This window comes from Vibrio sp. 3-2(1) (assembly GCF_963887575.1).
In the GTDB taxonomy this organism is placed as follows: Bacteria; Pseudomonadota; Gammaproteobacteria; order Enterobacterales; family Vibrionaceae; genus Vibrio; species Vibrio anguillarum.
Map to the genome: position 1 here is coordinate 557,864 of NZ_CAWPGB010000011.1, position 20,655 is coordinate 578,518.

The window sequence follows — 20,655 nt, forward strand, 5'->3', positions numbered from 1 at the left end:
GTTTAGCCCTAGTTTCTCTCTAGCATATTGGTTTCTAGAAACTGGTTTAACGCTGCTTTGATAGAGAATGCCACCGCTTCTATTGTTTGTTCAGCATTAATCACGGCCACGCTTTTATCTTCCTTAGCTAGGGCAAGGTAACGTTCACGCGTGCGCTCAAAAAAACCAATATCCATTTTTTCGATACGATCAAGCTCACCTCGACCTCTTGCTCTTTCTAAACCGATGCTCGGATCTAGGTCCAAATAGAGAGTAAAATCTGGCTTAAAATCACCTAGCGTTACCTTTTTAAGGTTTTGCATCGTTTCTAGCGGAATTTGCCTCCCACCACCTTGGTAGGCTTGAGAGGACATATCATGGCGATCACCAACCACCCACGAACCAGCCGCAAGTGCAGGCTTAATCACATTTTCAACCAATTGAACACGAGCGGCGTACATTAATAACAGCTCAGTCATATCCTGAAGCACTTCACCTTCATGCTCTTCTTTGACTAAGGCGCGCATTTTTTCTGCTAAAACAGTTCCACCCGGCTCACGAGTATGAGTGATATTTGTCACGCCGAACTCAATAAGTGTTTCTCTAATGGATTGAATAGCAGTGCTTTTTCCTGCGCCTTCTAAACCTTCTACAACAATAAATTTAGCATTCATGACTGGGTTCTTAACTGTTTTAAATAAGCGCGAACAGCGCGATTATGTTCATTCAATGTTTTAGAAAAAACGTGTCCACCAGAGCCACTGGCAACAAAATACAAATAATTACTCTGCTCTGGGTTTAATGCCGCTTTGATTGAGGCTTCCCCCGCCATCGCAATAGGCGTAGGAGGTAAACCAAAAATAGTATAAGTATTAAATGGCGTCGGTGTTCTTAAGTCTTTTTTACGAAGATTGCCATCGTAGGCATCGCCAAGCCCGTAAATGACCGTAGGATCAGTCTGTAGCCGCATCCGTTTATTGAGTCGATTGACAAAAACGGAGGCAATGCGCCCTCGCTCTGAAGCAATAGCCGTTTCCTTTTCAATAATTGACGCCAAAATCAACGCTTCATAAGGCGTTTTAATTGGCAGATTTGGCTGGCGATTGGCCCAATGTTGATCGAGTATTTTCTCAAGACGTCTATTGGCCCTTTTTAGGATCTCAAAATCGGTCGTTCCAAAAGGGAAATGATAAGTCTCCGCTAGAAATAGTCCTTCAAGCTTTTGCTGCTCAATGCCTAATTTTTGGGCAATGTCGGCTTCTGCCAAATCAGCTATCGTGTTTGTCACACCTTCGGTTTGTGCAAGCAGAGCTCGCCACTCATTAAAGCGGCTCCCTTCGACAAAGGTAATAGAAAACTGATGCTCTTTACCGGATATCACGTCACTTAAGAGATCGATCAATCGAGCTCCGGGTTGTACTTGGTAAGTTCCCGCCTTAATTTTGGTTATTTCAGGATGCAGACGTCGCACTAACTTGTACATCGAAAAATCCGTTATCCATTTTTTCTCATTCAATAGCGTTAATACGCCATTAAGGCTTGTACCAGATTTTATGGTCACGACTTGCGATGAAGGAAGCGATAGAGGCTGTTCTAAATAAGCATCTACCTGTCGCTCAATGTAGAAATATCCAGCTCCAACGGCGATAATGATCAGTAGTAATACAACGAAAATTCGATTAATCACGAGTTAAAACGCTCCTGAAAATAGCGTGTTATTTTACCAATAGGGAAAATCGTATTTGCAATTGCCGTGACAGGCGCAACGCCTAATAAGGAGTTAGTAATAAACACTTCATCTGCCGACAATAACTCTTCTAATGAGAATGCTCTCATCTCAACCTTGAGATCGGTAGCCGCCGCCAATAATACACGACGAATAACCCCAGCTACGCCTGCATTGTCTAAGTTTGGCGTACATAACCTATCCCCTGACACCCAAAAAATATTTGCAACCGTAGTTTCTATGACATGCTCATTGATGTCTAGCGCGATGCCGTCAGCGTACCCTTTTGCATCCATCTCTGACTTCAATAAAACTTGTTCTAGTCGATTGTTATGTTTGTGACCCGCCAATAATGGCGAGAGTCCCATCCGCTGTTGGCATACACCAAGCTCGATACCATCGGCTATCCACTGACCATAATGGGCTGGATACTCAAAGGTACTGATAGTGACTTGAGAATCGCCAACGTTAGCAGGGCTATAACCCCGACCACCTTGTCCGCGGCTAATATGAATTTTCACACCGGATCTTGCGGTACGAGGAACGATCGTTGAGAGCCAATGTTCAACTTGCCGCCAATCAGGGGCGGGAATAGCTAAACACCGCAAACAAGATTCCATGCGTTCAACGTGCATATCCCAATATTGAAGCTCACCAGCGCAAACGAGAATCGTTGTGAAGCAACCATCCCCATACTGAAAAGAGCGATCAGTAAGAGATAGAGTGTCACTAGGCTGTCCATTTACCCAAAACATCGTGCTTACCCCACAAAAAGAAACGGCTCAATGCTAAGCATCAAGCCGTTCAAACTCAAGTGTCACAACCACAATCATTAGATTTTTTTGAAAATCAACGAGCCGTTCGTACCACCAAAACCAAAAGAGTTACAGATTGCATATTCCATACCTTCCACTTTGCGGGCAGTGTGTGGAACAAGATCAATGCCTAAACCTTCTTCTGGATCATCAAGGTTAATGGTTGGTGGAACAATTTGGTCAACTAATGACATAACGGTGATAATGGCTTCAACAGAACCAGCCGCGCCTAGCAAATGACCAGTCATCGATTTAGTAGAAGAGACAAGAACTTGTTTCGAACCTTCTTCACCTAAAGCGCGCTTAACACCTTTAATTTCCGCAACATCACCAGCTGGAGTCGAAGTACCATGAGCGTTGACGTAACCGATTTGAGTACCTGTTACGCCCGCATCACGCATCGCGGCTTCCATCGCTAACGCACCGCCTGAACCGTCTTCGCTTGGTGAAGTCATGTGATAAGCATCACCAGACATACCAAAGCCAACTAACTCAGCGTAAATCTTCGCACCGCGTGCTTTAGCATGTTCATATTCTTCAAGAACCATAACGCCCGCACCATCGCCTAGAACAAAGCCATCACGGCCCTTGTCCCAAGGACGAGACGCTTTTTGCGGTTCATCATTACGCGTAGACAATGCTTTTGCTGCGCCAAAACCCGCCATGCCAAGTGGTGTCGATGCTTTTTCTGCACCACCCGCCACCATCGCATCGGCATCACCGTATGCAATCATACGTGCCGCATGGCCAATGTTATGTAAACCTGTTGTGCATGCGGTAGAAATAGCGATATTTGGACCACGAAGACCACGCATGATAGACAAGTTGCCTGAAACCATGTTGACAATCGTTGAGGGTACAAAGAACGGGCTCACTTTACGTGGGCCTTTTTCTACCAAGGCATGATGGCCAGTTTCAATCAAGTCAAGACCACCAATACCAGAGCCGATAGCAACACCGATTCTTGGGGCATTTTCTGGAGTTACTGTGATACCAGAATCATTAAGTGCTTGGATACCCGCCGCAATACCGTACTGGATAAAGAGATCCATCTTACGGGCATCTTTTTTAGACATATACTCTTCGCAGTTAAAGTCTTTGACTAGACCTGCAAAACGAGTTGAAAAATTGGTGGTATCAAAATGTTCGATATTAACGATACCACTTTGACCAGCTAGCAGGGCTTTCCAAGAAGATTCTACAGTGTTGCCTACCGGTGACAACATACCCATGCCAGTGACAACGACACGACGCTTGGACACGATCATATTCTCCGGAGTTGAAAAGTTCTATGAGAGGTATAGAAGAGTTAGAAAAACTCAGGCGGCCAGAGGGCCGCCTGGGGAGAGATATTACTGAGCGCTGTTTACGTAGTCGATTGCAGCTTGAACAGTAGTGATCTTCTCAGCTTCTTCATCTGGAATTTCAGTATCGAATTCTTCTTCTAGAGCCATTACTAGCTCAACTGTATCTAGAGAATCAGCACCTAGATCTTCTACGAAAGAAGCTTCATTCTTTACTTCTGCTTCGTCTACACCTAGCTGTTCAACAATGATTTTCTTTACGCGTTCTTCGATGTTGCTCATGTTTTCTTTTCCTTTACAGATTTCGCCTAATGCGATGGTTCCGTAGTTTATTCTAACTAGGGAAAGTTGCAAGTGGGTCATTGCTGGTCAAACCACAATTTTACCGATTTTAACCGAAATTAAGACCATTTTTGACTTAAATCATGCACAAATGTTGCGCATATAGTTAGCAAGTTTTACACGTTGTTGACAATAGCAAAGCCTTTATTTCATCAATAACGTTCAAAAACCAACTTATACCATGTACATCCCGCCATTTACGTGCAAAGTTTCACCCGTAATGTAGGCAGCCTCTGGAGAAGCTAAAAATACCACTGCCGACGCAATTTCGCGTGGATCGCCTAAGCGGCCAGCTGGCACTTGGGCTAGTGTAGCAGTACGTTGGTCATCATTCAGCGCTTTTGTCATATCTGTTTCGATAAAACCTGGCGCAACTGTGTTAACCGTCACACCACGAGATGCAACTTCACGAGCCATAGACTTAGTAAAGCCAATTACGCCCGCTTTTGCCGCTGCGTAGTTGGTTTGACCAGCGTTACCCATAGTACCGACCACAGAGCCCACATTGATGATGCGACCATTGCGCTTTTTCATCATGCCACGTAGCACCGCTTTCGATAAGCGGAAGATAGACGTTAAGTTGGTATCAATAATATCTGACCATTCATCATCTTTCATGCGCATTAATAGATTATCACGAGTAATCCCGGCGTTATTCACAAGAATATCGATCACGCCAAACTCGTCATTGATGGTTTTCAGCGTCGCTGCGATAGATTCCACATCCGTCACGTTCAGCGCTAGGCCTTTACCATTATTACCAAGATATTCACTGATTGCCGCTGCACCGCTTTCGCTAGTCGCCGTGCCGATCACTGTTGCACCGCGTTCAACTAATAATTCAGCGATCGCTCGGCCAATACCACGGCTTGCGCCAGTCACGAGAGCAATTTTGCCTTCTAGGTTCATCATCTATTCTTTCCTTTGATTACTTAACGGCATCAAGTGAAGCAATATCATTCACTGCTGCTGATTCAAGCGATTTAATAATGCGCTTAGTCAGGCCCGTCAAAACTTTGCCTGGGCCAACTTCAAGCAGCTTTTCTATGCCTTGCTCACTCATCAACTGTACACATTCCGTCCAACGAACAGGGCTGTATAGTTGACGAACTAACGCATCTTTAATTTTGGCCGGATCAATTTCTGCTATTACATCCACATTATTGATAACCGGAATTTGTGGTGCATGAAATTCAATCGATTGTAATGCAACCGCTAACTTGTCTGCTGCTGGCTTCATTAAAGCACAGTGAGAAGGAACAGAAACTGGCAATGGCAGCGCGCGCTTTGCTCCGGCCTCTTTACATAACTGACCCGCACGTTCAACTGCATCTTTATTGCCTGCGATGACAACTTGGCCTGGCGAGTTAAAGTTAACCGGTGAAACCACTTCACCTTGAGCTGCTTCTTCACACGCTTTTGCTATCAGCTCATCATCAAGACCGATAATAGCCGACATCGCGCCTACGCCTGCCGGAACGGCTTCTTGCATTAACTGACCGCGCAGCTCTACTAATTTGATGGCTTGCTTAAAGTCAACTACACCAGCACACACCAGTGCGGAATACTCACCCAAGCTATGGCCTGCAAGCAAGGCTGGCTGATCTAAACCTAGGCTTTGCCATAGCCGCCAAAGGGCAACAGAAGAAGCGAGTAATGCCGGTTGGGTACGAGAGGTTTGGTTAAGATCTTCTACTGGGCCATTTTGTACCAATGCCCATAAATCATAACCCAGCACTTCAGAAGCTTCGGCAAATGTCTGTTGAATGACATCATACTGCTGACCAAGTTCCGCAAGCATACCAACTGATTGCGAGCCTTGACCTGGAAATACGATAGCAAACTTGCTCATTGTTTGTTTCCTTAAGTAAAAACAAGAGGTTGAACCAACCCCTTAAAATAAAAATCTATCCGCTTAAAACTTAACGAGTGCCGAGCCCCAAGTAAAACCACCACCGAAGGCTTCAAGCAATAACGTTTGACCACGTTGAATTCGACCATCTCGCACGGCTTCATCGAGCGCGGTTGGGACGGTAGCGGCAGACGTATTACCATGGCGATCAAGCGTTATTACGACTTGGTCAAGTGACATCGATAGTTTTTTCGCGGTCGCGGAAATAATGCGATAGTTAGCTTGATGAGGCACTAACCAATCTAATTCTGATTTGTGCATGTTATTGGCAGCAAGCGTATCTTTAACAAGCTTAGAGAGTTGCGTCACTGCCACTTTAAAGACTTCATTACCCGCCATATAGAGCCATTTATCAGCATCACCACCACGCTCTGGAACAGGTAAACTCAAGAGCTCGCCAAACTCACCATCAGAATAGATATGAGTCGACAAAATTCCTGGCTCTTCACTTGCACCAATAATGACGGCGCCTGCGCCATCACCAAATAAAATGATTGTCGAGCGGTCTGTTGGATCGCAGGTTTTAGACAAGGCATCAGCACCAATGACAAGAATGTTTTTACACATACCCGATTTGATGTGTTGATCTGCAATCGATAATCCATAGACAAAACCCGAACAAGCCGCCGCTAAATCAAAAGCGGGACATCCTTTGATGCCAAGCTTACCTTGCACCTGACATGCTGCCGAAGGAAATGCATGGCTACTGCTGGTTGTTGCAACAATAATCAGATCAATATCGTTTTTATCAATGCCGGCCATTTGAATGGCATTTTGCGCTGCATAGAAAGCCATATCCGCAACGGTTTCATTCTCCGCGCAAATGCGGCGCTCACGAATACCAGTACGGGCAATAATCCACTCATCGCTTGTCTCTACCATTTTCTCTAAATCTGCGTTGGTACGCACCTGAGATGGCAAGTAGCTGCCAGTACCTAAAATTTTGCTATACATGAAGACTAATAATGCCTCTCGAGTAAAACCGCTTCCAAACGATCGCTTATACGGCTGGGGACTTGTCGTTTGACCTCGTGTACCGCTTCGGAAATCGCATTCACGACGGCGAGTACATCAGCACTTCCATGACTTTTTATGACAATGCCGCGCAATCCTAACAAACTTGCGCCGTTATACTGGTCGGGGTTCAATGTTTTTAGTTCAGTAAATAATGAAGAAAACAGTTTTCGTGCAATCCAACCCTTTATGGATGAGCCCAAAAGTTGGCTTTTTAACTTATCAATAAAGAGTTGTGCTGTGCCTTCACATGCTTTCAGGCAAACATTGCCGACGAAACCATCGCAAACAATCACATCAGCGACATCATCCAACAACTGATTACCTTCGATATAGCCGATATAGTTGACGGCCTGAGTTTGATTCAACATTTCAGCGCAACGCTTCACTAAATCATTCCCTTTAATCTCTTCCGCACCAATATTAAGGATGGCAACTTTTGCAGAGCGGCCTAAATGCTGTTCGGCTAGCGCACTCCCCATGACAGCAAATTGAAACAGAGAATCTGCATCACTTGATACGTTCGCACCCAAATCCAGCATCCAAGTGCGTTGACCTGAAGCCGTCGGCAACGCTGAAACTAATGCAGGACGATCAATGCCGGGCAGCAATTTCAGACGAAAACGAGATAACGCCATGAGCGCACCTGTATTACCACCACTGACACAAGCATCAGCACGGCTATCAGAAACTAGGTCAATTGCTATGCCCATTGAACTTCCAGCACTATTGCGTAAGGCCAGAGAAGGTTTTTCGGAGTTAGAAATAACGCGGTCACTGTGCAAAATACTCAAGCGAGTATTAAGTTCATAACCTAATTGAGATAATTGATGTGTGATCAAAACTTGATCACCAACGAGGATCACTTTGAGCTCTGGGAAATGCGACAGTGCCTGCACGGCGGCAGGCACTGTTACGCGAGGACCGAAATCCCCGCCCATTGCATCAAGTGCAACGGTTAAATATTGCAAAGGTCAACCTTACTTGCTGATAACCTTTTTGCCACGGTAATAACCGTCAGCAGTCATGTTGTGACGTAGGTGAGTTTCACCTGAAGTCGCATCTACAGATAGTGCAGATGTAGTTAGCGCATCATGTGAACGACGCATGCCACGACGTGCGCGTGATTTTTTGCTCTTTTGTACGGCCATTGACCCTACTCCTTTGTCTTAACCTATAACGAATTATCGTTTTAAGTTTTTTAAAACATCAAATGGATTCGGCTTTTCTTCCGCTAGTTCTTCTGGAAGTTCACCAAATACTAAATTGTCTGAATTAACGCTACATTCCGCTCTATCGTGCATTGCTACTTGTGGCAAATTAATGATGAACTCGTCTTCAACTAATTGTACAAGGTCGATCTCACCGTACTCATTCGGATCTACCAAATCGTACTCTTCCGGTGCGTCTTCATCCGTTTTACTCCCCAAGTAAGGAGTATACTTGAATTGGACTTCGCACTCATGTGCGAAAACCTTGTTACAGCGTTGACACTCTAAATCGACAGAGATGTTAGCTTTACCAGAGATAACAACTAGTCGCTGTTCATCAAGCCCAAATGACAATGAGACTTGTGCGTCGCGTTTAACGCCTGCGACTGATTCTTCTAAACGCTTAAAAAGATTGAGTTGGATGATACCATCACAATCAAGCCGTTTTTGAGCCGCTTTAGCCGGATCAATCGATCGCGGTATTTTTACCTTTTGCATAGGGCGCGAATATTATCTTCCAAATCGGTTTTAGTCAAAGAAAAAGGCAAAAAAGTTCGTTTTTTCCCCTTTCCACTGAGAGAATTATGTACAGCATGCCTGATTGATATATGCTGCGGTAAAATTCGCAGCAATTCTAAATCAAAATGCAAAATTACCAACTAGTTTTAGCATCTACTTCGCCGTTTCGGCAGCAATTACTTAAAAAGCTGGATTTACCTTTTGTTACCTGCTCGCCTAATTGCGACGAAACTGCGTTGCCTGGTGAGTCCGCACAAGATCTGGTGACTCGTTTAGCAGAAACGAAAGCAAGATCTTGCCATCCAAACCAACCCAGTTTAGTCATCGGTTCTGATCAAGTTTGCGTGATTGACGGTGAGATTATTGGCAAACCTCATACACAAGAACAAGCCATTAAGCAGCTACTCAGACAAAGTGGAAAAGCCATCACTTTTTATACTGGGCTTGCGGTTTACAACTCAGTCTCTGGTCAATGCATGGTCACCGTAGAACCCTTCACGGTTCATTTTCGCTCTTTATCTAGCGAGATGGTGACGGCTTACGTGGCAAAAGAACAGCCACTACAGTGCGCAGGCAGCTTTATGTGTGAGGGCCTAGGCATTGCACTTTTTGAACGTTTAGAAGGTGACGACCCTAACAGTTTGATTGGACTACCATTAATTAAGCTAGTCTCAATGCTTGAGTCTCAAGGCATTACCGTTTTAGGATAATGATTAACAGTGAGCGCCTTGATCCGCGCTCACTTTTATACCATGACTTCGACCATTACTTTATGTTTCTACTATGTTGCTACTCGTTAGCGAATGAAAGCTGGCCTTAAGCGTTTCTCAATTTGACTAATGCTTGCTCTAGTTGAGTATCGAGTGGTGCATTAATGTCCATTAACGCCTCTGTCGAAGGGTGAACAAAACGAATATTCGCCGCGTGTAAGAATAATCGGTCAATGCCAAACTGTGCGGCATATGCGTCAAAACGGCGGTCACCATAACGATCATCCCACGCAATCGGGTGCCCTGTATACTGAGTATGAACGCGGATCTGATGAGTACGGCCAGTGATCGGACTGGCTTGCACCAAAGTTGCTTGTGCAAACTGTTCAAGGATCTTAAAGCGCGTTTCCGATGCTTTACCGTTTGGATTGACTCGCACAATGCTGTTCACTTCATTTTTCAATAGTGGCGCATTCACGACTTTACAGCTGCTTTTCCATTGCCCCATAACTAAAGCAAAGTAATATTTTTGAATCGTTTTTTCTCTAAACTGGGCTTGGAGATGGCGCAGCGCGGAGCGTTTTTTAGCCACTAATAAAATGCCCGACGTATCGCGATCGATACGGTGCACCAATTCCAAAAAGCGAGCTTCTGGGCGCAATGCCCGCAGCGCTTCAATTGCGCCAAATTTCAAACCACTCCCACCATGAACAGCCGTACCGGAAGGTTTATTCAGAATAAGTAAGTGCTCATCCTCAAAAATAATGCAGTGTTCTAGCTCGGCGACTTTACTCAATTTGGTATTGGGTGTGTTGCTCTCTTGATCCGACTGTTCGAGAGTCACTGGTGGTATTCTCACCACATCACCAGCCGATAACTTATATTCTGCTTTGATGCGTTTTTTATTTACACGAACCTCTCCTTTGCGCAGGATTCGGTAAACCATACTTTTGGGAACGTTTTTTAATTGGTTACGCAAAAAATTGTCAATGCGTTGACCAGCCATATCTTCATCGATATCGATGAGCTGGACTTGGGTTCTAATTTCACTCATGGGCGCCATTGTACCACTGTAAATTGTTTAAATTCACATTTTCTTCGCCCCAAAAAAGAATATTTTCATCTGCTGTTTAATGGCAAATTGGCGAGAATTACACCAATTGAAATGTGACTGTGGATAAAATTAAATATTACCCATTACAATTCTTACTTTAACAACTAAAACTCTTTGATAAACATTAAATTAGCCATCTAACTTTTAGACCTATTCTCATTTTTTTGACCTGTTCATAACAAAGCAGATTGCTGTGTTTACCTGTCACTGCTATAGTTCACAGCTGCAATGAATGATTCGGTGATTTTTTATTCTTTACCGTCCATTTTTGAGCAAAATAGTGAGTAGACTGCTAAGCGTCAATGTGCTGCACATGGCGTAAGACACTATTGAGCGAAGCTATCTTGTTGCTCTACTCATCGTCATTTCATGTTGAGTATTTTCCGCCAATACGCGGATCGCAGGCAATCGTGTGCGTGCGATAACTGAAGTGCCCTAGAGCATCCCCTCCAGCCGGGAGGCTGCACCTTTTAGTCATGGGATCTGGCACCGTGAAAACGAAACCCAGCAACAAGTCCAATAATCAAAACTAAAGAAAGATAACGAGATTTTTAAATGAAAAGAATGCTAATTAACGCAACTCAAAAAGAAGAGTTGCGTGTCGCGCTGGTTGATGGCCAACGACTTTTTGATCTAGACATCGAAAGTCCAGGGCATGAATCTAAAAAGGCGAACATCTATAAAGGACGTATCACCCGTGTTGAACCTAGTTTAGAAGCTGCATTTGTTGATTACGGCGCTGAACGTCACGGTTTCCTTCCTCTCAAAGAAATTGCCCGCGAATACTTCCCTGATGGCTACACTTACCAAGGCCGTCCAAACATCAAAGAAGCGCTTAAAGAAGGCCAAGAAGTTATTGTCCAAGTTGAAAAGGAAGAACGAGGCAGCAAAGGCGCTGCGTTGACCACTTTCATTTCTCTTGCTGGTAGCTACCTAGTTCTTATGCCAAACAATCCTCGTGCCGGTGGTATTTCACGCCGTATCGAAGGCGATGAGCGTACCGAATTAAAAACCGCATTGAGCAGTTTAGAGCTTCCTCAAGGCATGGGCCTTATCGTTCGCACTGCAGGTGTGGGCAAAAGTGCGGAAGAGCTAGAGTGGGACTTAAACGTTTTGCTCAATCACTGGAGCGCAATCAAACAGGCTTCAGATTTGCGTCCTGCACCGCTACTTATTCACCAAGAGAGCAACGTCATTGTACGCGCAATTCGTGATTATCTGCGTCGTGACATTGGTGAAATTCTAATTGATAGCAACACAATTTATGAACGTGCCCTTGAGCACATTCGTTTGGTGCGTCCTGATTTCGTGAGTCGTGTAAAAAAATACGACGGTGAAGTACCCCTATTTAGCCATTACCAAATTGAAAGCCAAATCGAATCGGCTTTCCAGCGTGAAGTGCGTTTGCCTTCTGGTGGCTCTATTGTTATCGACCCAACCGAAGCATTGACCTCAATTGATATCAACTCTGCTCGTGCAACAAAAGGCGGCGATATTGAAGAGACGGCGCTTAACACCAACTTAGAAGCAGCCGATGAAATTGCTCGCCAATTACGTCTGCGCGATTTGGGCGGATTAGTGGTTATCGATTTCATCGATATGACTCCTGTTCGTCACCAACGTGAAGTAGAAAACCGTTTACGCGATGCCGTACGCCTAGATCGTGCTCGCGTACAAATTGGCCGAATTTCACGTTTTGGCTTGTTAGAAATGTCGCGTCAGCGCTTGAGCCCATCACTTGCCGAAGCAAGTCACCATATCTGCCCACGCTGCTCTGGTACCGGAGTGGTTCGTGATAATGAATCTCTTGCGCTCTCTGTTTTACGTCTCATTGAAGAAGAAGCACTAAAAGATAATACCGCTCAAGTTATGGCGGTGGTTCCCGTTCCTATTGCATCTTATCTACTCAATGAAAAACGTCGCTCAATCAATCATATTGAACGCATTCAAGAAGTCGAGATCACCATTGTCCCTAACTCTGAAATGGAAACGCCTCATTTTGAAGTGATCCGTGTCCGTGAAGGGGAAGAGCAAGAAATACTCTCTTACTTAGTGCCAATGAAACTAGAAGCACTGAAAGAAGCAGAAGGCAAAGAAAGCTCAGATATCGATTTCAAACCAAAACGCATTGAAGAACCAGCGTTGAAAGGGTTTGCTGCTCCAGCACAAACTATTCCAGCTCCAACACCTAAAGCAGAGGTAGCGGTTCCAGTCAAAGAGATCGCTGTTGAACCAGGCAAACCAGGTCTATTTGGCCGCATCGTTAAAGCTCTTGGTAGCATCTTCTCAACCACCACGGAAGAGGTGAAAACTGAGGAAGAGCAACAAAAACAAGAAAACGAACGTAGCCAAGCACCACGCCAGCGTCGTGATCGAAATGACCAACGTCGTCGTAACGGACGCGGTGAAAATGTTAATCGCGACAACGCAAACCGTGACAGAAACAAACGTAAACCTGTCAATACCTCTGCTCTTGTTGAAGAAACACAAGACAAAGAAATTGTTGCTACCAACGAGCCTCGTAAGACACAAGCTCGCAAGCCAAAACAAGAGCGCCGCAACAAGCGTGATGACAGCAAATCTGAAAAGTTAGCGGAGCAAGGGCTACAACTTGCGGCTGAAGCGCAAGCCGTTACCTTGACAGCGAATGAAGATAAAACGGAAGAGAAAACGGCAAAAGTCAAAGAACGCCGTCAACGCCGTAAGTTAAACAAACAAGTTCGTGTAAAAGATCAGACAATCGCTCAAGAACAACCAGAAGCTGAAATGTTGATCAATACAACCCCGGCAGCAGAGGTTATTGAAGCCGTAAAAGCTGAAACAGCACAATCTGTTGAGACATCGGTCGTTACACCAAACGACGACAATGAGAATGACGATCAAAATCAACGTCGCAATCGCCGCTCCCCTCGTCATTTACGAGCCAGTGGTCAACGTCGACGCCGTGGTCGTGATCGTCGCCCTAACCCATTCCGTTTACGCAAAGGTGGGGTTGCCTCTCCTGAGATGGCAATGGGTAAAGTGATGCCTCGCTATGACCTCTCTAAACCTGTGTATCAAGCACCAGTAACAGAGCAAGTCGCAGCGGTTGAACCTGTTCAGCAAGTGGCAGATGTCGTAGATAACAATACCGAGATAACGTTAGGTGGTTTTGCTTTCCCTGAAATGGCAATGGGTAAGGTCATTATTCGCCACGAAGAGGACCAGAGCGTCGTAGAAGAACCTGTTACAGTCTCTTTGCAGGACGCTATTGAACCTCAAGTACCATCGACAGTGGTAACAGAATCGGTTTCAGTCACAGAATCGGTCACTGTAGAAGCCGTTATTTCAGAGCCAGTGATCGCAGAAGTTGTTATTGAAAAGACTACCGCTATTGAGCTCGTTGTCGAAGAAAAAGCCACGACAGAGAAAGTACCAGCATTGAAGGTTGAAGCAGTAACTAAGGCACCTGAAGCCGTATTACCCAAAACAATCAAAGCGCATGCATTCTCTCCGATGACCAAAGCCTCAGGCTCTTTGTTGCTCAAAGAGATTGAAATCGTATCAGCACCTTTCCATGCTGAACGAATTGCAACTCGTGCAGCAGGCAGCCAGTCAGCGCAAAGTCAAGCTGGTGCGGCAATGACTAAACCACAGTATTAATCTCTGAACCGAGTTTAAATACCATTAAAGGGCTGCATTCGCAGCCCTTTTTATATTCCGCTTGCCCAATATCTCTGCATCTCATAGCATTACCTCTTTCTTGTCACTCAAAATGGACTTCCATGACTTGGATCTTATTCACCCTTCTGGCCGCATTCATGCAATCTTGGCGCAATGCATTCCAAAGTCGCTTAGCAACTGAGGTCAGTACTACTGGTGTTACCCTTGCCCGCTTTCTTTGGGCTGGCCCTATCGCGGCTCTGTATCTCATCACTTTGTATCATTTCATACCCGCGAAATTACCTACATTGTCATTGACCTTTATCGCTTTCATTATCGGCGCGTCATTGATGCAAATCATCGCGACTGCGCTCATGGTTAAGCTTTTTAAATTAAATAACTATGCTGTAGGTGCTGGGCTAGCCAAAAGCGAAGCCTTAGTTGCCGCTATTTTAGGGATGATTTTTTTTGGGACTCATTTGACAGGCTTGGGCTGGATTGGCGTCATCGTTGGTGGCATTGGTGTATTTTTGATGAGCACGCACGGCAATATTAAGCAGCTTTCAATGCCAACTGTTTTACTGGGATTAAGTTGTGGTAGTGCCTTTGCACTCACTTCATTGTGGGTACGTGAAGCCAGCTTAGCACTTGGCTTACCCTTTCCACACAGTGCTGCTTGGGTATTATTGTTGGTCATTTCACTGCAGACTTTATTACTGCTAATTTACCTAATGGTGACCGACAACAACTCATTAAAACAATTATGGGTAAGACCTAAGCTAACGCTATTAACCAGCACAAGTAGCTGTCTTGGTTCTATTGGTTGGTTCAGTGCAATGTCTCTTCAAACCGTGCCTTATGTAAAAACTTTAGGCCAAATTGAGATCTTTTTTACGATGTTAATTTCTATTTTTTGGCTAAAACAATCGGTGAAAATTAAAGATGGGCTGGGGCTTGTTCTAGTCGCAATTGCCGCTATCTTAGTCATGTGGGGATAGATACCCATCCACGCTTTGATGATGAAGTTACTCGATACAAAAAAAGCCTCACCAGACGGTGAGGCTTTATCTTTTCCCGATAGAGATTGTTTCGTGCTAGCGAAAATCTCTCAATAACTCAGCTTACTTTTTCTTTGCTGGTTTTTGGTCATCTTTCTTCTTGATAACGGTAGTGCCTTCGAAAGTTTCACCTTCAACAAACGCTGTACCATAGTAAGCCGCAAGAAGTACTTCTTTTAGCTCAGAAATCAGTGGGTAGCGTGGGTTTGCACCAGTACATTGGTCATCAAACGCTTCAACTGATAGCACGTCAACTTTTGCGAGGAAATCCGCTTCATTCACGCCAGCCGCTTGGATAGATAGCGGGATGTCGAGATCTTTCTTCAGCTCTTCCAACCAAGTCAGTAGACGTTCAATCTTCTGAGCAGTACGGTCGCCCGCTTGGCTCAAGCCTAAGTGGTCAGCCACTTCAGCGTAACGACGGCGTGCTTGTGGACGGTCGTATTGAGAGAACGCAGTTTGTTTGGTTGGGTTATCATTCGCGTTATAGCGCACAACGTTAGAGATAAGCAATGCGTTAGCAAGGCCGTGCGGGATGTGGAACTCAGCACCGATCTTGTGCGCCATAGAGTGACATACACCTAAGAACGCGTTAGCAAAAGCAATACCTGCGATAGTCGCTGCATTGTGCACTTTTTCACGAGCAATTGGGTCTGCTGCGCCATTTTTGTAGCTTGATGGTAGGTACTCTTTCAGCATCTTAAGTGCTTGTAGAGCTTGACCATCAGAGTATTCGTTCGCAAGAACAGATACATAGGCTTCAAGAGCGTGAGTCACAGCATCGTAACCACCAAATGCCGTTAGAGACTTAGGCATATTCATCACAAGGTTCGCATCAACGATAGCCATGTTAGGTGTTAGCTCATAATCCGCTAGTGGGTATTTAGCACCTGTTTTGTCGTCTGTTACAACGGCAAATGGTGTGACTTCTGAACCTGTACCTGAAGTAGTCGTGATACAAACCAATTCTGCTTTTTGACCCATTTTAGGGAACTTGTAGATACGTTTACGGATATCCATAAAGCGCATTGCAAGCTCTTCAAAGTGAGTTTCTGGGTGCTCATACATAACCCACATGATCTTCGCCGCATCCATTGGTGAACCACCACCAAGTGCTAGAATCACGTCTGGTTGGAAACTCTTCATTGCTTCAGCGCCTTTCTCTACGACAGATAGAGTTGGATCAGCTTCTACATCAAAGAATGTTTGAACTTCCATACCGTTTGACTTCAGCAGAGTCACTACGTCGTCTGCATAACCGTTGTTGAATAGGAAACGGTCAGTAACTAGGAATGCGCGTTTTTTGCCTTCAAGATCGCTCATAGCGATTGGAAGGCTACCACGACGGAAGTAAATTGACTTAGGTAGTTTATGCCACAACATGTTTTCAGCTCGCTTCGCAACAGTTTTCTTGTTGATTAGGTGCTTAGGACCTACGTTCTCAGAAATCGAGTTACCACCCCAAGAACCACAACCTAGCGTTAGAGATGGTGCAACGTTAAAGTTGTAAAGGTCACCGATACCACCATGAGTGGTTGGGATGTTTACAAGAATACGCGCCGTCTTCATTTTGTCACCAAAGTAACGGATACGGTCTGCATTAACGTCTTGGTTAGTGTATAGACCAGAAGTGTGGCCGATACCGCCGATTTCTACCATTCTTACTGCTTGTTCTACCGCGTTCTCGAAAGAAGTCGCGCGGAACATGCCAAGTGTTGGAGAAAGTTTTTCATGTGCGAATTCATCGTCATAAGAAACTTCGCCAATACCTTCACCGACAAGGATTTTAGTATCTGCTGGAACTTTAACGCCCGCCATTTCAGCGATGGCTGTTGCTGGTTGGCCTACGATTTTCGCGTTTAGTGCGCCATCGATAAGCAGTACCTTACGTACTTTGTCTGCGTCTGCTTTACTTAAAACATGCGCTTTATGGCTCGCGAAACGTTCTTTTACTTCGTCATACACTTCGTCCATAACGATAACCGCTTGCTCAGAAGCACATACCACACCGTTATCGAATGTTTTAGACATAAGAACAGAAGCAACTGCACGTTTGATGTCTGCCGTTTCGTCGATTACAACTGGAACGTTACCTGCACCTACACCGATTGCTGGTTTACCTGACGAGTAAGCTGCTTTCACCATGCCAGGACCACCTGTTGCAAGGATAAGTGCAATACCTTCGTGCTTCATTAGCGCGTTAGATAGCTCAACTGAAGGTTGATCAATCCAGCCGATGATATCTTTTGGCGCGCCAGCTGCAACTGCTGCATCTAACACGAGTTTAGCTGCATCGTTAGTTGAATTTTTCGCACGTGGGTGTGGCGAGAAGATGATACCGTTACGAGTCTTCAAAGAGATGAGAGATTTGAAGATTGCAGTAGAAGTAGGGTTAGTGGTTGGAACGATACCGCAGATGATGCCTACAGGCTCAGCGATAGTCATCGTGCCTAGGTTTTTATCTTCTTCAAGAATGCCACACGTTTTTTCGTCTTTGTATTTGTTGTAGATGAACTCAGACGCAAAGTGGTTCTTGATTACTTTATCCTCAACAATACCCATGCCTGATTCCGCTACCGCTTGTTGCGCTAGAGGGATACGAGCTTGGTTAGCTGCTAATGATGCTGCGCGGAAAATTTTATCTACTTGCTCTTGAGAGTAAGTAGAGAATTCTGCTTGAGCCGCTTTAACGCGCGCTACTAGAGCATCAAGTTCAGCTAAATTAGTTACAGGCATAATGGATCTCCTAAAAATAGAAAAATGTTAAAAACTCTTTATTAAGTTTGCAGCTTTGTGTTTTTGTTTTTTCTCAACAGCTTAAACAATGACAGACTTAGTAAATTGCTTTCAGGACTGAGTATAATATTTCAGAGTGTGAAAAAAATTGACTCAGATCAGTTCTCAAAAACTAATTACCCAATTAGGGGTAACCACCCTACAAAATCGCCCACAAGACACTGAAAACAAACAAAAAACATATAGATAATTAAATGAATAAAAAACATTTACTTAAACAACGAAAACTATAAAAACTACAACAATCTGTAAAAAAGTTTCATTTTTGAGCGATAGATGAATGAACACACCTCATTTTACGTGCTACTGAGAGTATATCGACTCTCACTTTTACCACCAGCTAGGAGCACTAATTTTATTAAAAATGTGCAGATGTTAACAGTTGAGCAAAAAACAACACCACTCACATACATTAGAAAAACAATTGTAAAACGTTTTCTTCATTGAATTAGTTTTTCTCAGCAATAAAACCCCAATCGCTTTAGTTTTTTTCATTCGTGCTATCCTTTGCTTTCGCTTACATTAGCCACGTAATATTTCATCGAAATGATCCATTAGAGATAAATGCCATGCAAACCTTTGAGTTAGCCATTTTCCTGCAGTTTTTCTTAGGCCTTGTAGCCGCTGTGAACCCCGTGGGGATTATGCCAATATTTGTCTCTCTCACTGGGCATATGACGCAAGAAGAGAAACACAAAACGGCGGCTACAGCGAATATTGCTGTGGCAATAATTTTGATTACCGCACTGCTTGCTGGGCAGATGTTACTGGATATGTTTAGTATCTCTTTAGATTCGTTTCGAGTAGCTGGTGGCCTATTGCTGCTGAGCATCGCGTTTTCGATGATGAGCGGTAAATTGGGTGAAGATAAACAAAACAAACAAGAGAAATCTGAATACATTAGCCGTGAACAAATTGGGGTTGTGCCACTCGCTATGCCTTTAATGGCAGGACCGGGTGCCATCAGTTCAACCATAGTGTATGGCTCTCGCTACCCAAGCATGTTCGATACCGTGGGTATTATAATCACTGTGGTGTTATTTAGTTTAAGCTCTTGGCTGCTGTTTCGCTCAGCGCCCTATATTGTCCGCTTCTTAGGTCAAACGGGTATCAACGTGATTACGCGGATCATGGGTTTGATACTAGGCGCACTCGGTATTGAGTTTATTGCCAATGGGCTCAGAAATTTATTTCCTGGCCTTGCATAACCGCGTTAACATCGTCACAGTTGCTACAGACAAATGCTAAAGACAAAAAGCATAAAAAAAGGGGCGCTTTGCATAAAGCGCCCCTTTTGTATTTTTACTCAGGTAGTTTTAAACCGAGATCCATCTTTACTGTTTTTCAGCCAGAATGATCCGCAAAGTACGGCGAAGCGGCTCAGCAGCTCCCCACAATAATTGGTCACCCACCGTAAACGCATTTAAGAAATCATCACCCATAGACATTTTACGCAAACGTCCTACGGGAACTGACAAGGTACCAGTGACTTTGGCAGGGCTCAATTCACGTGCGGTAATATCGCGCTCGTTTGGAATAACTTTCACCCAATCATTGTGCGTAGCGATCATCTCTTCGATTTCATCAAGCGGAACATTTTTCTTCAGCTTGATGGTTAATGCTTGTGAGTGGCAGCGCATTGCGCCAATACGAACACAGGTTCCATCAATCGGGATCGGTGACGATTGAAGCCCTAGAATTTTATTAGCTTCAACGCCCGCTTTCCACTCTTCTTTGCTTTGACCATTGTCGCGTTTGACGTCAATCCAAGGGATTAATGAACCCGCTAGTGGTGCACCAAACTGCTCGGTAGGAAAAGAAGGTGATCGCATGGTTTCAGCCACTTTTCTGTCGATGTCAAGAATTGAGCTCGATGGATTAGCCAATTCAGAGCTCACCGCATCGTTAATTACTCCCATTTGCGAGATCAACTCGCGCATATTTTGAGCGCCAGCACCCGAAGCTGCTTGGTAGGTCATTGCGCTCATCCACTCGACCAAACCTTTCTCATAAAGGCCGCCTAATGCCATAAGCATTAAACTGACTGTGCAGTTACCGCCCACAAAGGTATTGGTTCCTGAATGGATGCCGTGCTGAATTTGTGTCAAGTTGACCGGATCTAAAGTGATGATTGATTGTTTATCCATCCGTAAGGTAGATGCAGCATCAATCCAGTAACCTTTCCAACCCGCTTGACGCAGCGCTGGGTACACTTTTTCAGTGTAGCTACCACCTTGACAGGTGATGATGGCATCTAATTGTTTGAGGCTATCAATATCGTAAGCATCTTGCAGTAACCCTGTATGATGATTGCCTTTCTTAGAAGGCACCGTTGGGGCAGGAATACCAATTTGAGATGTGCTAAAGAAAACCGGTTCGATCAAGTCAAAGTCATTTTCTTCAACCATACGCTGCATCAGTACAGAACCGACCATACCACGCCAACCCACTAAACCTACTCTCATCGCGCTCACTCTCCATGTATCTAAAATGAAAATTTATTGCTTCATCTA

General features: G+C 44.5%; 18 protein-coding genes. 4 read left to right on the forward strand and 14 right to left on the reverse strand.

The features are described 5' to 3' along the window. Window positions 1-8: 8 nt before the first annotated feature. From tmk to yceD, 11 genes are all read right to left on the reverse strand, one after another. Window positions 9-653: a dTMP kinase gene (tmk, locus tag AACQ79_RS05110; protein WP_094123824.1), complete on the reverse strand. Its 645-nt coding sequence runs from the start codon at window positions 651-653 to the stop codon at window positions 9-11. Beyond that, window positions 650-1,666: an endolytic transglycosylase MltG gene (mltG, locus tag AACQ79_RS05115; RefSeq protein WP_096036556.1), complete on the reverse strand. Its 1,017-nt coding sequence runs from the start codon at window positions 1,664-1,666 to the stop codon at window positions 650-652. The genes tmk and mltG overlap by 4 nt, the downstream gene beginning before the upstream one ends. Next, window positions 1,663-2,460, reverse strand: coding sequence for an aminodeoxychorismate lyase (pabC, locus tag AACQ79_RS05120; protein WP_096036557.1), 798 nt, complete (start codon window positions 2,458-2,460; stop codon window positions 1,663-1,665). The genes mltG and pabC overlap by 4 nt, the downstream gene beginning before the upstream one ends. A gap of 77 nt (window positions 2,461-2,537) precedes the next feature. Beyond that, entirely contained in the window at window positions 2,538-3,782 is a 1,245-nt protein-coding gene (fabF, locus tag AACQ79_RS05125; RefSeq protein WP_026028275.1) for a beta-ketoacyl-ACP synthase II, read from the reverse strand. Window positions 3,783-3,872: 90 nt separating this feature from the next. Further along, entirely contained in the window at window positions 3,873-4,106 is a 234-nt protein-coding gene (gene acpP, locus AACQ79_RS05130; RefSeq protein WP_014204679.1) for an acyl carrier protein, read from the reverse strand. A gap of 234 nt (window positions 4,107-4,340) precedes the next feature. Continuing rightward, window positions 4,341-5,075 (reverse strand): 3-oxoacyl-ACP reductase FabG, encoded by a 735-nt coding sequence (gene fabG, locus AACQ79_RS05135; RefSeq protein WP_026027249.1) that lies wholly within the window; start codon window positions 5,073-5,075, stop codon window positions 4,341-4,343. A 19-nt stretch (window positions 5,076-5,094) separates the two neighbouring features. Continuing rightward, complete coding sequence (gene fabD, locus AACQ79_RS05140) at window positions 5,095-6,018, reverse strand: ACP S-malonyltransferase (RefSeq protein ID WP_017048547.1); 924 nt, start codon at window positions 6,016-6,018, stop codon at window positions 5,095-5,097. 63 nt (window positions 6,019-6,081) lie between these two features. Continuing rightward, window positions 6,082-7,032: a beta-ketoacyl-ACP synthase III gene (locus tag AACQ79_RS05145; protein WP_010319117.1), complete on the reverse strand. Its 951-nt coding sequence runs from the start codon at window positions 7,030-7,032 to the stop codon at window positions 6,082-6,084. A 5-nt stretch (window positions 7,033-7,037) separates the two neighbouring features. Next, on the reverse strand, window positions 7,038-8,063 hold the full coding sequence (plsX, locus tag AACQ79_RS05150) for a phosphate acyltransferase PlsX (RefSeq protein ID WP_017042562.1): 1,026 nt from the start codon (window positions 8,061-8,063) through the stop codon (window positions 7,038-7,040). 9 nt (window positions 8,064-8,072) lie between these two features. Then, the gene (rpmF, locus tag AACQ79_RS05155) at window positions 8,073-8,243 is read right to left on the reverse strand and encodes a 50S ribosomal protein L32 (RefSeq protein WP_010319119.1); all 171 of its coding nucleotides are present in this window, start codon (window positions 8,241-8,243) and stop codon (window positions 8,073-8,075) included. A gap of 33 nt (window positions 8,244-8,276) precedes the next feature. After that, window positions 8,277-8,801, reverse strand: coding sequence for a 23S rRNA accumulation protein YceD (yceD, locus tag AACQ79_RS05160; RefSeq protein ID WP_170898673.1), 525 nt, complete (start codon window positions 8,799-8,801; stop codon window positions 8,277-8,279). Window positions 8,802-8,947: 146 nt separating this feature from the next. Between yceD and AACQ79_RS05165 the strand changes: the two genes are divergently transcribed. Then, complete coding sequence (locus AACQ79_RS05165) at window positions 8,948-9,532, forward strand: Maf family protein (protein ID WP_170898675.1); 585 nt, start codon at window positions 8,948-8,950, stop codon at window positions 9,530-9,532. Between the two features lie 106 nt (window positions 9,533-9,638). On the opposite strand, the gene rluC is transcribed toward AACQ79_RS05165, so the two are convergent. Further along, the gene (gene rluC, locus AACQ79_RS05170) at window positions 9,639-10,586 is read right to left on the reverse strand and encodes a 23S rRNA pseudouridine(955/2504/2580) synthase RluC (RefSeq protein WP_170898677.1); all 948 of its coding nucleotides are present in this window, start codon (window positions 10,584-10,586) and stop codon (window positions 9,639-9,641) included. 615 nt (window positions 10,587-11,201) lie between these two features. On the opposite strand from rluC, the gene rne reads away from it, so the two are divergent. Both rne and AACQ79_RS05180 read left to right on the forward strand, forming a co-directional pair. After that, window positions 11,202-14,288 carry a ribonuclease E gene (gene rne, locus AACQ79_RS05175; RefSeq protein ID WP_170898679.1) on the forward strand — a complete coding sequence of 1,029 codons (3,087 nt, stop codon included), beginning with the start codon at window positions 11,202-11,204 and terminating at the stop codon, window positions 14,286-14,288. A gap of 122 nt (window positions 14,289-14,410) precedes the next feature. Beyond that, the gene (locus AACQ79_RS05180) at window positions 14,411-15,286 is read left to right on the forward strand and encodes a DMT family transporter (protein ID WP_088732727.1); all 876 of its coding nucleotides are present in this window, start codon (window positions 14,411-14,413) and stop codon (window positions 15,284-15,286) included. A gap of 123 nt (window positions 15,287-15,409) precedes the next feature. On the opposite strand, the gene adhE is transcribed toward AACQ79_RS05180, so the two are convergent. Next, window positions 15,410-18,082, reverse strand: a complete 2,673-nt coding sequence (adhE, locus tag AACQ79_RS05185) for a bifunctional acetaldehyde-CoA/alcohol dehydrogenase (RefSeq protein ID WP_013856398.1) — start codon at window positions 18,080-18,082, stop codon at window positions 15,410-15,412. 629 nt (window positions 18,083-18,711) lie between these two features. Here adhE and AACQ79_RS05190 point away from each other — a divergent pair. After that, window positions 18,712-19,350, forward strand: coding sequence for a YchE family NAAT transporter (locus AACQ79_RS05190; protein ID WP_010318853.1), 639 nt, complete (start codon window positions 18,712-18,714; stop codon window positions 19,348-19,350). Between the two features lie 126 nt (window positions 19,351-19,476). Here AACQ79_RS05190 and asd read toward each other — a convergent pair whose 3' ends face one another. Next, window positions 19,477-20,607, reverse strand: a complete 1,131-nt coding sequence (asd, locus tag AACQ79_RS05195) for an aspartate-semialdehyde dehydrogenase (RefSeq protein ID WP_026028273.1) — start codon at window positions 20,605-20,607, stop codon at window positions 19,477-19,479. Between the last annotated feature and the right edge of the window lie 48 nt (window positions 20,608-20,655).

What these genes read in the sequence shown, in the direction of transcription:
- AACQ79_RS05180 (WP_088732727.1), top strand. Translation starts at nt 14,411, where the DNA reads ATGACTTGGATCTTATTCACCCTTCTGGCCGCATTCATGCAATCTTGG.
- fabD (WP_017048547.1), bottom strand. Translation starts at nt 6,018, where the DNA reads ATGAGCAAGTTTGCTATCGTATTTCCAGGTCAAGGCTCGCAATCAGTT.
- yceD (WP_170898673.1), bottom strand. Translation starts at nt 8,801, where the DNA reads ATGCAAAAGGTAAAAATACCGCGATCGATTGATCCGGCTAAAGCGGCT.
- asd (WP_026028273.1), bottom strand. Translation starts at nt 20,607, where the DNA reads ATGAGAGTAGGTTTAGTGGGTTGGCGTGGTATGGTCGGTTCTGTACTG.
- AACQ79_RS05145 (WP_010319117.1), bottom strand. Translation starts at nt 7,032, where the DNA reads ATGTATAGCAAAATTTTAGGTACTGGCAGCTACTTGCCATCTCAGGTG.
- rne (WP_170898679.1), top strand. Translation starts at nt 11,202, where the DNA reads ATGAAAAGAATGCTAATTAACGCAACTCAAAAAGAAGAGTTGCGTGTC.
- AACQ79_RS05190 (WP_010318853.1), top strand. Translation starts at nt 18,712, where the DNA reads ATGCAAACCTTTGAGTTAGCCATTTTCCTGCAGTTTTTCTTAGGCCTT.
- fabG (WP_026027249.1), bottom strand. Translation starts at nt 5,075, where the DNA reads ATGAACCTAGAAGGCAAAATTGCTCTCGTGACTGGCGCAAGCCGTGGT.
- rluC (WP_170898677.1), bottom strand. Translation starts at nt 10,586, where the DNA reads ATGAGTGAAATTAGAACCCAAGTCCAGCTCATCGATATCGATGAAGAT.
- adhE (WP_013856398.1), bottom strand. Translation starts at nt 18,082, where the DNA reads ATGCCTGTAACTAATTTAGCTGAACTTGATGCTCTAGTAGCGCGCGTT.
- acpP (WP_014204679.1), bottom strand. Translation starts at nt 4,106, where the DNA reads ATGAGCAACATCGAAGAACGCGTAAAGAAAATCATTGTTGAACAGCTA.
- rpmF (WP_010319119.1), bottom strand. Translation starts at nt 8,243, where the DNA reads ATGGCCGTACAAAAGAGCAAAAAATCACGCGCACGTCGTGGCATGCGT.
- tmk (WP_094123824.1), bottom strand. Translation starts at nt 653, where the DNA reads ATGAATGCTAAATTTATTGTTGTAGAAGGTTTAGAAGGCGCAGGAAAA.
- AACQ79_RS05165 (WP_170898675.1), top strand. Translation starts at nt 8,948, where the DNA reads ATGCAAAATTACCAACTAGTTTTAGCATCTACTTCGCCGTTTCGGCAG.
- pabC (WP_096036557.1), bottom strand. Translation starts at nt 2,460, where the DNA reads ATGTTTTGGGTAAATGGACAGCCTAGTGACACTCTATCTCTTACTGAT.